Source organism: Streptomyces sp. H27-H5 (assembly GCF_026627505.1).
In the GTDB taxonomy this organism is placed as follows: domain Bacteria; phylum Actinomycetota; class Actinomycetes; order Streptomycetales; family Streptomycetaceae; genus Streptomyces.
The window spans coordinates 1-12,408 of record NZ_JAPNLK010000153.1 but is presented as its reverse complement, the minus strand read 5'-3'; the positions used below and the strand labels follow the sequence as shown (position 1 = coordinate 12,408).

7 protein-coding genes and 2 pseudogenes are annotated in these 12,408 nt (G+C 71.5%); 3 read left to right on the top strand and 6 right to left on the bottom strand.

What is annotated here, in order from left to right:
- Positions 1-126: 126 nt before the first annotated feature.
- Both OTB19_RS39295 and OTB19_RS39290 read left to right on the top strand, forming a co-directional pair.
- Positions 127-699: pseudogene (locus tag OTB19_RS39295) on the top strand (IS3 family transposase); the annotation flags it as partial.
- Between the two features lie 150 nt (positions 700-849).
- A pseudogene (locus tag OTB19_RS39290) lies at positions 850-1,008 on the top strand (ISL3 family transposase); the annotation flags it as partial.
- Between the two features lie 56 nt (positions 1,009-1,064).
- Here OTB19_RS39290 and OTB19_RS39285 read toward each other — a convergent pair.
- The gene (locus OTB19_RS39285; protein WP_267803583.1) at positions 1,065-1,646 is read right to left on the bottom strand and encodes a Uma2 family endonuclease; all 582 of its coding nucleotides are present in this window, start codon (positions 1,644-1,646) and stop codon (positions 1,065-1,067) included.
- Between the two features lie 288 nt (positions 1,647-1,934).
- The gene (locus tag OTB19_RS39280) at positions 1,935-2,648 is read right to left on the bottom strand and encodes an IS6 family transposase (RefSeq protein WP_267803582.1); all 714 of its coding nucleotides are present in this window, start codon (positions 2,646-2,648) and stop codon (positions 1,935-1,937) included.
- Between the two features lie 185 nt (positions 2,649-2,833).
- On the opposite strand from OTB19_RS39280, the gene OTB19_RS39275 reads away from it, so the two are divergent.
- Positions 2,834-3,256, top strand: coding sequence for an IS66 family transposase (locus OTB19_RS39275; RefSeq protein WP_324290584.1), 423 nt, complete (start codon positions 2,834-2,836; stop codon positions 3,254-3,256).
- A gap of 261 nt (positions 3,257-3,517) precedes the next feature.
- Here OTB19_RS39275 and OTB19_RS39270 read toward each other — a convergent pair whose 3' ends face one another.
- From OTB19_RS39270 to OTB19_RS39255, 4 genes are read right to left on the bottom strand one after another with little or no spacing between them, the layout of a single operon-like run.
- Positions 3,518-4,792, bottom strand: a complete 1,275-nt coding sequence (locus OTB19_RS39270; protein WP_267803581.1) for a TIGR02679 family protein — start codon at positions 4,790-4,792, stop codon at positions 3,518-3,520.
- Positions 4,782-8,891, bottom strand: coding sequence for a TIGR02680 family protein (locus tag OTB19_RS39265; protein ID WP_267803580.1), 4,110 nt, complete (start codon positions 8,889-8,891; stop codon positions 4,782-4,784). Before OTB19_RS39265 ends, OTB19_RS39270 begins: the two co-directional genes overlap by 11 nt.
- Positions 8,888-10,363: a TIGR02678 family protein gene (locus OTB19_RS39260; protein WP_267803579.1), complete on the bottom strand. Its 1,476-nt coding sequence runs from the start codon at positions 10,361-10,363 to the stop codon at positions 8,888-8,890. The genes OTB19_RS39265 and OTB19_RS39260 overlap by 4 nt, the downstream gene beginning before the upstream one ends.
- Positions 10,360-11,895 carry a TIGR02677 family protein gene (locus tag OTB19_RS39255; RefSeq protein ID WP_267803578.1) on the bottom strand — a complete coding sequence of 512 codons (1,536 nt, stop codon included), beginning with the start codon at positions 11,893-11,895 and terminating at the stop codon, positions 10,360-10,362. Before OTB19_RS39255 ends, OTB19_RS39260 begins: the two co-directional genes overlap by 4 nt.
- Between the last annotated feature and the right edge of the window lie 513 nt (positions 11,896-12,408).

Here is a 12,408-nt window from a genome sequence, read left to right as displayed (position 1 = left end):
CCGCTTCACCGTGTGGAACGAGGTCACCGGCGTGTCCGCCGCCGTCTGAACCACCGCGGGTCCCACGGCCAGGCACATCCTGATCCCCAGCGCGCACTCACAGCTCCCACCAAGTTGACAACGCCCCGCCAGGTCCACGGCGAGTCCGGCGGCGCCTACGGTTCCCCGCGCGTGACCGCCGAGCTCCGCGGCAAAGGGCGGCAGGTCAACGAGAAGCGGGTCGCCCGGATCATGCGGACGTACTCCATCACCGGCATCCGCCTGCGCAGACGCATCCGCACCACCGCCCCCGACCCGGCAACCTCGCCGGTCGAAGACCTGTTCCAGCGGGACTTCACGGCCGTCGAGCCGGGGCGGAAGTACATGGGTGACATCACGTATCTCCCGCTCGCGGGCGGGAAGTTCCTCTATCTCGCGACGGTGCTGGACTGCTTCAGCCGCAAGATCGTCGGCTGGTCCATCGCCGACCACATGCGCACCGACCTGGTCGCCGACGCTCTGCGGATGGCCGCCGGCACCCGCGGCTCGCTGGACGGGGCGGTGTTCCACTCCGATCACGGAGCCCAGTACGGATCAAGGGCCTACGCCGGCCTCTGCGACCAGCTCGGGGTGACCCGGTCGATGGGCGCGGTCGGCACCAGCGCCGACAACGCGGCCTGCGAAAGCTTCCACGCCTCCCTGAAACGCGAAACCCTCCAAGGCGCCCACGACTACGGCGACGCCACACCGGAACGGCATCCGGAAAACCGCCCTGCCCGAAACACAGAAACCCACCCCGAAATCATCACACCGCGTGATCTTTGATCACGCGGTGGATCGAGGCTGAGCTGCGGAACTCGGGCCACCAAAGGGCTCGAAATCGACCGGCCCGCCGTGGACGCCGGGCTTAACTTGCTTTACCACAATGGCCGCATCGAAGGCGTCAACACCAGCACCAAGAGGATCATGCGACAGATGCACGGACGCGCCGGATTCGACCTCCTCCGGCACCGTATCCTCCTGTCCTGACGGACACCCGGCGTCACCACCGACTACGGGTCAGAGCCAGATCGCTGACACGCCCGTCAGCGCACGAGACGGGGCAGATCGATGTCGATGGCGAAAGGGACCGCTGTCTTCATGCGTTCGCGATTGATACCGGTGGCGACGTAGGCGCGGGTGGTGTCGTCCAACTCGTACGTGTGGATGACGGGGAGGCCGTTTTCCTCCTCGATACGCCAGTAATGCGGGATACCAGCCTGCGCGTACTTGAACGGCTTCAGCGACCGGTCCCGGTCTGCGGACTCCTCTGAGACGACTTCGACGGCGAGGGCGACCTGGTCGGGGAGGTAGCGCGTCAGGTCCGGGTCGTATGGGACCGTGACAGCAAGGACGTCAGGCTCGGGCCGGTTCTTCTCGTTCAGTTTGACCGTCATTTCCCGGTCGATCACGAACCCCTCGGGGGCCTGGTCGTCCAGTGCGGTCGTAAGCCGGGTGACGACGCGGGCGTGCCAGGACCGCTGCGGGGACATCATGAAAATCAGCGCTCCATCGATCAGTTCGGTGTGTCGGGGGAGGCCGGGGGCATTGTCGAGGTCGTCGGCCTCCCACCCGCTCTGCCGGGGCGGCAGCATCCAGGTCGGGAGAGCGTCCCATGCGGTCGTCATAGTGTCCTCCTTCGGGTACCCCGGCCAGCTTACGACCTGCTGGATGAAGCTTCCCCTTGGTCTTGGACACCTGGAGACTGGGACGTGAGGTTCCAGAGGAAGTAGTGCCAGGTGGGAAACAAGTACACGAAGCGGTACTCGGCGAAGTACAGGCGGGACGCGATCGCGCTCGTCCGTTCTTCCGGCCGGGACCGTGACCGAGGTCGCCCGGGGGCGTTGTCAGGTTGGGTGAGTCCTGGTGGGTGTGTTCTGGTTCGGGGCGTATCTGGCCGTGGTGGTGACGGTGGTTCAGGCTGCTGCGGACAGGCCGAGAGTCCCGGTGATCTGGTCCCAGATCGCGAAGTGGATGATCATTTCGGTGCGGTATTCGGTGCCGGTCATCAGGTGGCGTCGGGGCCGGAAGTGGGGGGAGATGCCGCTGAACGCCCCCAGGAACCGTTGGGCCGCGCCCATGGAGCGAAAGCCCTTCATCGCGCGTTCGCGTTGCCTGGTCGGTTGGTGGGAGTTCTCGGCCCGGTTGTTCAGGCCCTTGTGTGAGCGGTGCTCGACCGAGGGCATCACGACGCGGTGCGCGGCGCCGTAGGAGCGGAGCTTGTCGGTGACGATCACCCTCGGCACGGACCGGGTCTTCTTCATCAGCTTCCGGAAGAAGCGCCTGGCCGCGGCCTCGTCGCGCCGGTTCTGCGGCAGGATGTCGAGCACGTTCCCGTCGGCGTCCACGGCCCGCCACAGGTACCGCTGCCGGCCCTGGATCTTGACGAAGACCTCGTCCAGGTGCCACTTGTCACCGGGCTTCGGGCGGCGCCGGCGCAGCTCGGCGGCGTAGGCGGGGCCGAACCGGCGCGTCCACTGATGGACCGTCTCGTAACTGACCTCGACACCGCGCTCGAGCATCAGCTCCTCGACATCACGCAGGCTCAAAGCAAACCGGTGATACAGCCACACGCGGTGGGAGATGATCTCCGGCGGAAACCGGAAACCCCGGTACGACGGCGTGTCCACGCGAAGCCCCTCCCGGCGATCCGACCAGACGGATGATCATGCCACCGGAAGAGGCCTCCACCCAACCTGACAACGCCGTGCGGCGCCCATCTGATCCGTGAACTGACGCCGCCGAAGAGGACTTCCCCCACCAGAAGTGGCACCAGCAGATCCGGTGGGCCCTGGCCGGACTGAACACCCAGGCCATGCGGGTACGCTCCGGCGAGATCGGCGAGATCACCCCCCAGGCCCTGCTGCTGCACCTGGAAGCCTTCCACCAGGGCATCACCGTCGGCCTCTCCGAACACCCCAGAGCACCGGGCCGCAAACAGTCCCCGGCCCGCAACCTGCTGGAACGCCTGCGAGATCAGGCCCACTCGATCCTGCGGTTCGCCGACACCCCCCGGCACGTGCCCTTCACCAACAACTGCGGAGAGAGAGCACTTCGGCCGGTCAAGACCCAGCTGAAGATCTCCGGCTGCCACCAGTCCGAACACGGTGCGACGGCCTGGCTCGCCGTGCGCTCCTACCTCGACTCCGCCCGCAAACACGGACTGAGCGCCTTCGAGGCCATCCACCGCGCCCTCACCGGCAACCTCTGGATGCCCCCCATCGCGCAGACCGACTGACCAGTACCTCTCACACACCGTCACCGGTCAACTGCATTCCTTCTGAATGCTTACCATCGAGGAGCGGCCCGGCCAGGAGCCGCGGCACAGTCACAGTAGGGCGGTGGGCGCACGGGTCCGCAAACCGGAGGGGTTATCGGGTGAGCGGCGGAGGTCGCCCTGGGCCGGATCCCGCCGGGTTCAGCGTACTGTCCCTGCGCGTCCGGCACGCTGGACCTGCCGGGGCCCGGCTTCGCCGGCGCGCTGCCGTTACCACGCGCGTCAGCCGAGGTCCGAGAGGAGTTCGGTCAGCAGTCGTTCCTCCATGACCGCCTGGCCCGACGCCCTCAGGGCGGAAGCGAGGGCGGGGTCCCAGGGGCTGGCGGCGGGCGGTCCGGTCAGCGGAGTGGACTCGCCGCCCGCCAGAGCGCTGCGGTAGTCGGCGGTGGTCATACGCCAGGGCCGGGCGCCGTGGCGCTCCACGGCGGCGGCGGTGATCCGCAGGCCGGTCCAGTCGAAGTCGGCGCGCCAGTGCAGGCGGGCGCCGGACCGGGCGGCGTCGGCAAGGAGCTTGTGACAGGCGGCGGAGGGGATTCCTTCGGTGCAGACCAGGGCCGCCGCGCGGTTTTCGAGCTCGGCGGCGGCCGCGCGCAGCACGGCCGGGTTCTCGCAGACGTGGATCTCGCGGGCGGCGGGGACGACGTCGGCGGCTGTCAGCTGGTGCAGGGTGAGGCGGAAGGGGATGCCGAAGCCGGTGGCATCGCGCAGCCAGTCGCACACCACGTCGTCGCCGCGGGCACCGATGTTGAGGACGAGGACCTGACTGGCGAGATCGTCGGCGACGGCTCCGGCGCTCTCCCACAAGATGCGGCGTCCGGCCCGGTCACGGGGAACACGGCCCGGTTCGGCTCCGCCTGCCGAGGCGCGCTGGGCGACGGCACGCAGGACGAGCTGTTCGAGGGGGCCGCCCGGCAGCAGGGCCTTGGTATCTCCGGTGGCCCACTCCGCGAGGACGGGCAGCGGGAGCAGGCCCCGGTCGGCGTCACCGCATACCCCGGGGAGTTTCTCCAGGACGCGGACGGCTGCCTGGAGCAGGGAGCCGTCACCGCGCCGCAGGAGGCGGGTGAGGGTGCCGTCGGCGGCAACCTGTTCCAGCCAGGCCGGGTACCAGTCCAGGGCGGCAAGGGGTGAGGCGTGAGCTGCTTCGAGGGCCTGAGCGCGGGCGGACACCTCGTCGGCGCGCTCGGCCGGCCGGTCGCGCAGGGGTCCGTGCAGCCCACCCAGGGTCTTGAGCAGACCGGTTCCGTAGCGTCCGTGAAGGTAGGCGTCGAGGTCGGCGAGGGGGACGGTGAGACGTTTGACGGTTTCGGGTCGATAGCGGCCGGTAACGCCGATAACGGTGCGGCGTTCGGCTTCGGTGGGGGCGGTGAGGCCGATGTCGCCGTGGAGGGTTCCGCCCGTGCGCTCCAGGCGGCGGCGGGCAGCGGCGAGAAGTCTCTGCCAGCCCTCTTCCTGGAGTTCGGTGTACGGCGGCGGGGACGGCTGATCAGTCGACAAGTCGGGCCTCCTGTTCCCGCTGGTCCTGTCGGCGTACGGAGCGGGTGCTCGGTGAGCCGAGCACGCTGCTCAGGGTGCCGGTGTCGTCGGCGTGCAGGCGTTCGCCGTCCCACAGGAGCAAGAGCGCGGAGACGGTGTGGTCGATGGCGGAGTGCGCGAGGTCGTAGTGGGCGGCGGCACGCACCGCGCTGTGCACGGCCCACAGGTCGTACCCGGTCATGAACAGGTCGAGATCGAACTGGGCGGCCAGTGACATGAGTTCGCCGCGCCCGGTGTCGTCGACGCCGGCGAACGCCTCGTCGAGGGCGAGCAGACGCGGGGCGTCGGGGTGCGCGGAGTTGAGCATCGCGTGGGCGGCGGCGAACAGCGGCAGGTGCAGGGAGACGGACTGTTCGCCGCCGGAGAGGCGACTGTGCCGGGCCCGGGTGAGGCGTTCCTCGTCGCCGCCGGGGCGTACCAGCTGGAACGCGAACTGGCGCCAGCGCCGGTAGTCCAGGACCTCGGCGAGCAGCTGCCGGTAGGGGGTCTCGCGCTGCCGGGCGCGGGCGTTCTTGATCTGCGCGGCGAAGTGGGTGCGCATGCGGGCCAGCTTCTCGGGGCCGAGGCGGGCGGCGTCGGCGTCCAGGAGGGCGCAGACGGCACGTTGTTCGTCGTCGAGGCCGTCGGCGAGCAGCCAGCTGACACCGACCGTGGTGCCCGAGGACATGCGGCGCTCGCGCATGTCGGTGTTCATGCGGCGGATCAGGTCGCGGGCGTCGACGGTGCGGTCGTGGATCTGCTGGGCGAGGCGAGTGAGCAGGGCGTCCTCAAGGATGCGCTGCTCGGAGTCGGAGAGGAGTTCGGCCTGGTCACGGCGGTGGGAGGCGATCTTCTCTGCGAAGGAGGCGATGGGCAGCGGGCCCTGTTCGTCAGCGACGGTGACGGTGATGACGCCGCTGGAGCTGTCCCAGGCGGGCTGGTAGTCCTGCCCGGCGGCGGCGAGATGGGCGTGCAGGTCCTCCAGGGCCGTGGTGAGGCGGGTGACGGTCTGCTTGACGCTGGACTCGGTGGGCGCGAGTTCACGGGTGGCGGTCAGGATCGCCTCGTGGACGGTGACAGCGGCGGGCGGCAGACGCTCGCCCGTCCAGTCGGCCTCCTGTGCGGGCCAGGCCAGGCCGGGCGGGCAGCGCAGGAGGTCGAGGAGTTCGCGGGCCGCGTACGGGGCCAGGCCGCGGGCGGTGCCCTTCTCCTCGGCGACGGCGACCCGCAGCGCTTCTGCGGCAGCGGTGCGGCGAGCCTCGGCGGCGGCCAGGCGGCCGATCGCCTCATCCTTGGCACCGCGGGCGGCGTCCGTCTCCCGCGCGGCGGTCTCCAGGCTGTTCTCGGTCTCCTCCACGCGGGCCATGACCTGCTGCGCCTCGGCGCCGACGGCCTCGCGCAGCGCCTGGAGCCCGGCGGCCTCCTCGGCGTGGCGGCGGCGGGCGGCGCGTTCGGCCTCGGCGGCGGCCTCCTCGTCCTCGGCGGCGGCCGTGAGCCGGTCCGCGGCGGCGGTGGCGGTATCGGTCTGCCGGGTGTGCTCTCGACGCCGGGTGGCCAGTTCGCCCGCCTCCCGTTCGAAGGCGCGAGTGGCGGACTCGGTGTCGTCGGCGTCCTGGACGGTGACGCCATGCTCGGACTCGGCGCGGTGCAGGGCCCGCACGGCTACCGCGCAGGCGGCCTGCGTCTCGTCGTAGACGGACTGGGCGGCATCGGCGGCCGCGCGGGTGGCGCGCAGGGCGGCGACGGCGCGGTCCAGGGCGCGCAGGTGCGGGGCGAGGGCTGTGGTGCGGGGCAGGGCGGCGCGGGCGGTGTCGTACTCCTGAAGACTCTGCTCACAGCTGGACCCGGCCTGCGCCAACTCATCAAACTGGACGGCCAGTTCGGACAGGATGGCATCGCAGGCCGCGATGCGTGCGGCGCGGCGGCGCATCCGGGCGGTGGCTCCGACGTACTCGGCGTGCGGTTTGCGGTGGGAGCCGACGAGGATTCCGGCGGTATAGCGGCCGTCCGGGCAGACGGCGGTGGCCGCGCCCGCGGTGTCGGCGACGGCGACCGACCTCAGTACGGCGGTGATCCGGGCGGCCGGGATGGCCGTACCGGTCTCGGGGCGCAGCAGGTCGGCGAGGCTGGAGCCGTCGACGGGGACTGTGGCGCGCAGGTATCCGTCGCCGTCACCGGTGGGGGGCTCATCGGCGGTGACGAGCGCGTCGAGCAGGCCGGAGGCCTCCAGGGACGCCTCCACGCCCGCGCGTTCCGTGTCGTCGAGGCCGTCGGCGAAGTCGACCAGCTGCCACAGGGGGAGAGCGCCTTCCAGGCTGTCACGGTCGGCGGTGCGGCCGCGGGCAGCAGGCGGCGCGTCGTCGTGTTCGGCGGCGATCCGTGTCCGTTCGGCCTCGGTCTCGGCCCGGCGGGCCTCCAGCGCGCCGAGTTCGCCGCGCAGGGCGGCGAGCCGGTCCCGCAGCCCCTGGGCGGCGGGGGCGGTGGCCTCGGTGAACAGGTCGGTGAGCGCGGGGGTGCCGGCTTCCGGGCCATCCGGTCCGGCGGCGGCGTCGAGGGCCTGCGCGAGCAGCTCGGCGGCGCCTTCGGGCAGCAGCTGCCCGTACTGGTCCTGCCACCGTCCGAGTTCCTCCCGGGCCCGCGTGTGGGCGGCGCCGAGCGCGTCCTGGGCCGCTCGCTCCTCCGTCTCGGCGGCCCGGGCCGCCTCCTGGGCGCGCTCCTGTCCGGCGCGGGCCGCGTCCCGGCCGCGCTCGGTGTCCCGCAGGTGTACCGCGACGGCCCGTACCACCCGTACACCTTCGTGGCGGGCGGCGGCGCGGGCCGAGGCGCGTTCGGCGAGAGCGGAGGGGACGGCGTCGGCAGGGGTCCAGGGAATGCCGGCGCCGTGCGCGTGGTCGGCGAGGGCGGCGGCCGAGCCGCTGACGGCGGTGGCGAGTTCGGCGGCAAGCTGCCCGGCACGTTCGGCCTCGGCGCGGGCCCGGCCGGTGGCGGCGGTGCGGCGTTCGCGCTCGGATGCGGCCTGCCGGGCGGTCTGTTCGCACGTGCGGACCAGGCGTTCCAGATCGGCGAGTTGCTCGACGGCCTGGTAGGCGGCCGAGGAACGCAACTGCTCCAGGCGGGCGCGCAGCGCGGCGAGCGCGGACTCGGCCTCGCCGGCCCGTACTCCGGCCGCCTCGCGCTGCTCGCGGGCCTCGTCGAGCTCCGTTTCCGACGTGGCGTGGGCGCGTTCGCGCTCGCCGCTCTCGGCCCGCCGGGCGCTGAGCCTGTCGGCGGAGACGCGAGCGTTGACCCGCAGGTACGTCGAGTACGCGGCGAGGAAGGACCGGGTGGCATCGTCCGCGGCGACCAGCCCCTCCAGGGTGCGCTGCACGGACTCCATGTCGTCGAAGGAGCGGGCGGCCTCACCGATCAGGTCCTCGTCCAGCGGGCGCAGGCCTTCGGTGAGAGTGTCGGAGAGCTTGGCCGGGTCGAGGTTCTTGGCGAGCTGCGGGCGGCGCAGCGTGAGGATGAGGGTGAGCAGCTGTTCGTAGCGCTCCCGGCCGAGGCCGAACAGGCGCTGGTCGACGGCGGTGCGGTAGTCCGTGGCCGAGGCGATCACCTCGGTGCTCAGCGGGGCGAGTTCGGCTGCCAGCTGCTTCTTCGTCAGCGGCCGGTCGTCGTCGGTGAGCAGTGAGAAGTCCTCGCCGACGCGGCCGTCGGCGACGAAGTGCCAGCGGGCGGGGGTGTCCCGGTGCTTCTGGGCGTGCAGGCCGATGCCGCAGGTGACGGCCTGCCCGGTGGTGCGGTGGGTGAATTCGATCCATACGTAGCCGAGGGCGCCCTCCTGCCCGCGAAAGAGCAGGTTGGACTTCATGGTGCGGTCCTCGGCGGCGAACGGATTGAGCCGCTTGGGGTCGATCCGCCCGTCCAGGACGAACGGGAAGAGCACCTCGAGGGCCTTGGTCTTGCCGGATCCGTTGGGGCCGCGCAGCACCAGCCAACCACCGGCGAAGGAGAACTCCTCGTCGCGGTAGTCCCACAGGTTGACGATCCCGGCGCGGGTGGGCACGAACCGGGGCTGGAGGTCGGTGGGCCGGGTGCTCACTGGGCGGGGTCCTTCACGTCGTCTACGGGGAACAGGGCGGCGGGGACCCCTGCTTCGGGGCTGTCCGTGCTCCGGGGGCTCCCAGGGCTCCCGGGGCTTAGGGTGGCACGAACGCGGGAGTGCGCCTTCACCTCAGCCGTCACCCCGCGGTAGCGGGCCAGCAGCGGCAGCGCGAGAACCCCGCCCACCCCCCGCACGACGAGCGACATGGCGGCCAGCAGGTCCAGGGCCTGGTCGAGGAGTCGATCGGGGTCGCCGCGCAGGTCGGCGGCGAACCCGGCACCGTACTGCTCGGTGATCTCCTTGGTCCGGGCGCGCAGCCAGGAGGTGGTTACGAAGGGGTAGCGGACCTCCGGGGCGGCCGACGCCTCGTCCTCCCCCTCCGCCTCTTCCTCCGTATCCTCCAGGTCTGCCGTGGCCTGTTCGAACACACCCTGCGCGGGGAGAGCGAGGTCGATCCGGCCGGCCTGGTCCGCGAGGCGCTCGGCGGCACTCGGCGCGGGCAGCAGATCGGGCGCGTGCCGACCGGTGCGCGCCGCGGCCTCGCTGATCCGCGCGCCGAGCAGCAGGGCGGCCTGCGCGACGGTGCCGCCGCCGGGGAACCGCGTATCGGAGAGGCGTCCCGAGGTGTCCACCAGGGCGATGCCCTCCGCGCGCCGCTCGACGGTGAGGCCGGTGAGGCGGGTGAGGTCCTCGGCGAGCGCGGGGGCACGCAGCTGGCCGGTCAGCTCGGGGTCGGCGTCGGCGTAGTACGCGACCGGGTGCTCCAGGACCAGGCGCCTCGCCCGCCGGGACGCGGAGAGGCGCTGGGCCCGGCGCCCCTCGGACAGGCTCCGCGCACCCGCGGAGTCCAGCAGCGCGGTCACCGACGTGACGTGCTGGAGGACGCGGGTGGGCTGGTGGAGGGCGGTGAGCACCTCCCGGTCGATGTCGTACAGCGCCTCGGCCCGCTCCGGATCGGAGACCCAGGAGGCGGCCGAGCCGTCGGCCAGTCGCAGCGCGCCACGTTCGGTGAGCCAGCTGACGGCGTCGACGAAGGCGTCCCGGTCGTGCTTGCGGCCGGTGTCCAGGCCGAGCCCGTCGATGCGGGCGGCGTCGGCGGCGACGGCGTCGGCGAGTTCGCCCAGCGCGACCTGAGTGCCGTGCCGGCCCAGCGCGGCCAAGGTGAGGGCGAGGTAGGCGTAGCGGCGCCGGTCGAAGGGGCGACCGGACCGGCTGAGCGCGGGCCGGGTGGAGTCCAGTTGGTCCTGTGCGCGCTGGAGGCGGGCGGTGTCGGCGGTGGTGATCAGCCGATAGCCGAGTACCTCCATCAGATCGGTACGCAACTGCTCGGCCCAGCGCCGCACGGTCGCCAGCGCGCCGCCATCCGGGTACACCGGTGTGATCAGCGGATGCCGCAGGACGAGACGTACGGCCTTCTGGTAATCGGCCAGTTCCAGGGCCGATACGTTCTCGGCGACGCGGGTACTCATCCGGTGACCTCCAGGCGCAGTCCGTCCAGGTGCAGGTCGCCGCGCACGGTACGCACCGTGGTGAACGCCTCTTCGGGCCCCGTCGGAAGGAGGGTGAGCCGCACCCCGTGCGCCGTGCCGGAGGCCGTCGGCCCCGCGACACCCCGGGTGACCGGCACCCGCGCGGCGAGCGCCACGTCCATCAGGGAGAGCAGCGCGCGGGTCTCGGCCTCATCCAGGACCCTGCCGTACGCGCCGTCGCGGGCGAGCGAGACAGCTGCTCCCCGGCGCTCGGCCTGCTCCTTGATCTGCGCGGCCCGCAGCCTAGCCCTCTCGGGTTCGTTGCGCTCGATCCGTCCCGGCCCCTTGAGGGCAGGGGTGCGGCCGGACTGCACCAGGGTGCGGGCCAGCTCCACCGGCTCGGCCTCCCACCACGAGGTACGCCCGGAAATCAGCTCGGGGTCCGGATAGGGGACGGCGATGTGCCGGGGCGCACCGAGCCCGAACACCGCCTGGAACAGGGCATGCGCGTCGTCGTCGCTGACACATGAGGTGAACCACTGGGCGAGGTGGCGCAGCTGGCTCTCCCGGCTGACTCCGCCGCGCCGCGCTTCGGTGACCCGCCGAAGCAGCGCGAGGACCGAGCGGATCGCGGTGACCGTGGCGTCCTGTAGCCGCTCGGCCTCGCTGTGTTCACGCTCCCCGAACCAGTGCACGATGCCGCCCCACCGCTGCCGCCAGTCGTCCAGACGGGCGGCCGGGGTACGGAAGAGCCGCTCGTCGGCTTCCGCCGCGTACTCGACCATCCGGTCCACACCGCTGGCCGCGGCCTTCTCCACCGCCTCGGCGAGCAGCGGGGCGTAGCGCCCGAGCTCGGCGGTGAAATCCCGCATGTGCGCGAGCAGCGCGTCCTTGTGCGCGAGGAACACCTCGGGCCGGGTGTCGTTGGTCCGCGCCAGGTCGCCGAGCATCAGATAGAAGCGGGCAGCCCGCTGCGCCATCTCGTTCAGCACGGAGTCCAGGCGGCCCAGCTTCCGATAGACCTCCTCGGCCTCGCCCGCGGCGTTCGCCTCGGCAAGCGCGGCCAGGTCGGCGAGGATGTCGGAGAAGACGAGCCGGGAGAGCTGCGCGTCCTCCAGTGAGGCACCGAGCACGTCCTCCACCGCCCGGTAGGCCCGGTAGCCGGCCTGGGTGAACTGGTACACGTAGTGCCGGTTGCGGTACTCCGCCAGGTTCGCCGCCCGCGTCCCGTCGTAACTGCGTTCCAGGACCCGCCACTCGGCGAGCGCGTCCAGCAGCGGCTGCACGTCGCCCACGGCCGCCCCTGGATGGTCCGCGACCATCCTGCCCACCAGGGCGGCCACGTCGGAAGCGTGAAGCAGCACCTGATAGTTGGCCCGGCCCCTCTCGAAGGCACGCAGCAGCCACAGATACTCGTGACGCTTCTCGGCAGCCGCGAAGTGGAAGAGCCGCAGCCGGTCGTCGAGGGTGAAGGCATCGATCCCGAACGCATCCCCGTCTCCGTCCTCCGGGGGCGTCGGGCCCGAAGGCATGGAACTCGGGGGCACAGAGCCTGCCGGCACAGCCGGGGGTGGGGCCACGGAATCGTCACTCACGAGCGTCAGCGGCTTCCTCGTACGACGGGACAGAACCAGGTATGACCTCAGTCTGCCCTCTGGCCATCAGAGTGGGAAACGCCGCCCACCGCATCCATCTGCGTAGGTAGACTCCGCGCCCGCGCAGATCCATCCCTTGTCGCACCCGGAACGGCTTGACCACCTGGAGCGAGACCGTCCTGCTGGAGTCGGCCGCCGCTCGTGACTCCCGTCGCGTGACGGTCGGAGGTGAGATGACCATCACGGAGCCTTAAATGCACGGGTGGGTTCACCAAGTGCTCGGCTCGTCGAACGCGGCGTGAGCCGCTCCCGGACCAGGGTGACTCTGTTGCTGAATTCGTCAGCTGGTGAGTCGGTAGCTGAGGCGTTCGAGTCTGCTGGTGCGGGGTTTGCGTAGTGGGTCGGTGGTCCACCAGGCGTCGAGCCGGACCACGTTGAGTGCGGTGGCGG